The 2099-nt window shown below is 64.8% G+C and carries 1 protein-coding gene and 2 tRNA genes; 2 read left to right on the top strand and 1 reads right to left on the bottom strand.

Features of this window, described 5'->3' with window-relative positions:
- Window positions 1-186: 186 nt before the first annotated feature.
- Window positions 187-260: transfer RNA gene (locus AC1D1G_RS44655), tRNA-Gly, on the bottom strand.
- Window positions 261-399: 139 nt separating this feature from the next.
- Between AC1D1G_RS44655 and AC1D1G_RS44650 the strand changes: the two genes are divergently transcribed.
- A tRNA-Pro gene (locus AC1D1G_RS44650) sits at window positions 400-476 on the top strand.
- Window positions 477-536: 60 nt separating this feature from the next.
- Window positions 537-1931 (top strand): trigger factor, encoded by a 1395-nt coding sequence (gene tig, locus AC1D1G_RS44645; protein WP_283333580.1) that lies wholly within the window; start codon window positions 537-539, stop codon window positions 1929-1931.
- Window positions 1932-2099 lie beyond the last annotated feature (168 nt).

Genomic DNA, 2099 nt, shown 5'->3' with positions numbered 1-2099 from the left:
TCGGACATCTCCCAGAGTACTGACCGAAATCGTGCTTACGCGCTCGGCGAACGGGGGAGCGGTCCGCAGAAGAGAGGCGCGGGCGCGTCTCGTGCGCCTGTGACGCATGTCATAGCAGCCGAGGCGTCCGCGACCGCCCGTGCGCGACAAAAAAGGAGCGTTCCCTGGGGTGGGAACGCTCCTGTGTGGAGGGGATGACGGGAATCGAACCCGCGTAATCAGTTTGGAAGACTGAGGCTCTACCATTGAGCTACATCCCCGTGCATTCGACAACCTGGGATCGCCATGCATGTCGTCTGCGATGAGTGACTGTACCCAACCTCGCTTTGGATTTCATAATCGGGGGGCCGTAGGATTCTTCCTCGGGTCCTCGCGAGGTTGGCGAGAGCCGGCTTCGACCGGGGTGTAGCGCAGCTTGGTAGCGCATCCGCTTTGGGAGCGGAGGGTCGCAGGTTCAAATCCTGTCACCCCGACCAGAACCACAGGGCAGGCAACTGCCGCACCGAAAAAGCACGACCACACGAAGGAGCCAGTCCGTGAAGAGCACCGTCGAGCAGCTCAGCCCGACGCGAGTCCGTATCAACGTTGAGGTGCCCTTCGAGGAGCTCAAGCCTGATTTCGACAAGGCCTACAAGGCCCTCGCGCAACAGATCCGTCTCCCCGGCTTCCGTCCGGGCAAGGCACCGGCCAAGTTGCTCGAAGCCCGTGTCGGTCGTGGCGCAGTCCTGGAGCAGGTCGTCAACGACGCACTCCCGTCCCGCTACTCCGAGGCCGTCACCAGCGCCTCGGTGAAGGCGATCGGTCAGCCCGAGATCGAGATCACGAAGATCGAGGACGGCGAGCTCCTCGAGTTCACCGCCGAGGTCGACGTCCGTCCCGAGATCACGCTGCCCGACTACAGCGAGCTGAGCGTCACCGTCGATCCGATCGAGATCACCGACGAGGCCGTCGAGGAGCAGCTGCTGTCGCTGCGTCAGCGCTTCGGCACCCTCACCGGTGTCGAGCGTGCGGTCGAGGACGGAGACTTCATCTCCATCGACCTGTCGGCCACCGTCGACGGTGAGGCCGTTCCCGAGGCCACCGCGAGCGGTCTGTCGCACGAGGTCGGTTCGGGTCAGCTCATCGAGGGCCTCGACGAGGCCGTCGTCGGCGTCAAGGCCGGCGAGTCGAAGGAGTTCACCTCGACGCTCGTCGCCGGTGACCACGCGGGCAAGGAAGCTGTCGTCACCGTCACCGTCGGCACCGTCAAGGAGCGCGAGCTGCCCGCCGAGGACGACGAGTTCGCTCAGCTGGCAAGCGAGTTCGACACCCTCGACGAGCTGAAGGCCGACCTGCGTGAGCGCGTCGGACGCGTTCGCAAGGTCGAGCAGGCCGGTCAGATCCGCGACAAGGTCCTCGAGACCCTCCTGGAGACCGTCGAGGTCCCGCTGCCCGAGGCTGTCGTCAAGGCCGAGGTCGACGCTGCACTCCACGACGCCGTGCACGGTCTCGATCACGACGAGGAAGCGCTGAACAAGCTCCTCGAGGAGCAGGGCACGAGCCGCGAAGAGTTCGACAAGGACGCCAAGGAGAGCGCCGAGCGCTCGGTGAAGACCCAGCTGCTGCTGGACGCCATCGCCGACGCCTCCGACGTCACCGTCGGCCAGGACGAGCTCACCGAGCGCATCCTGTTCCAGGCGCAGCGCTACGGCATGGCGCCCGAGCAGTTCATCCAGCAGATTCAGCAGGCCGGTCAGCTCGGCGCCGTCTTCGCGGACGTGCGTCGCGGCAAGGCTCTCGCCGGTGTCGTCGAGCAGGCCACCGTCACCGACACCTCGGGTGCCGCTGTCGACACCGCCGAACTGTTCGGCAACGGTGAGGCCGAGGCCGAGGAGGCTGCGTCCACGGACGAGGCTGCGTCGGATTCCACCGAGAGCGAAGACCAGAAGTAATGCTGGTCGCGGGATGTTTTTCTCGCGTTCGGCTGTGAGTTGTTTTCCGCTTTGAGCGAAGTAGGGCGGCACCGGGACTCCGGTGCCGCCCTCCTTCGTTAGTGTCTGTGTCAGCAATCAACGATTTACGGAGAAGGCAGGTACCGTGACTTCCAATCACCTGGAGAC

This window comes from Rhodococcus sp. P3_B8 (assembly GCF_056402775.1).
This window is presented reverse-complemented; position numbering and strand designations above follow the sequence as displayed.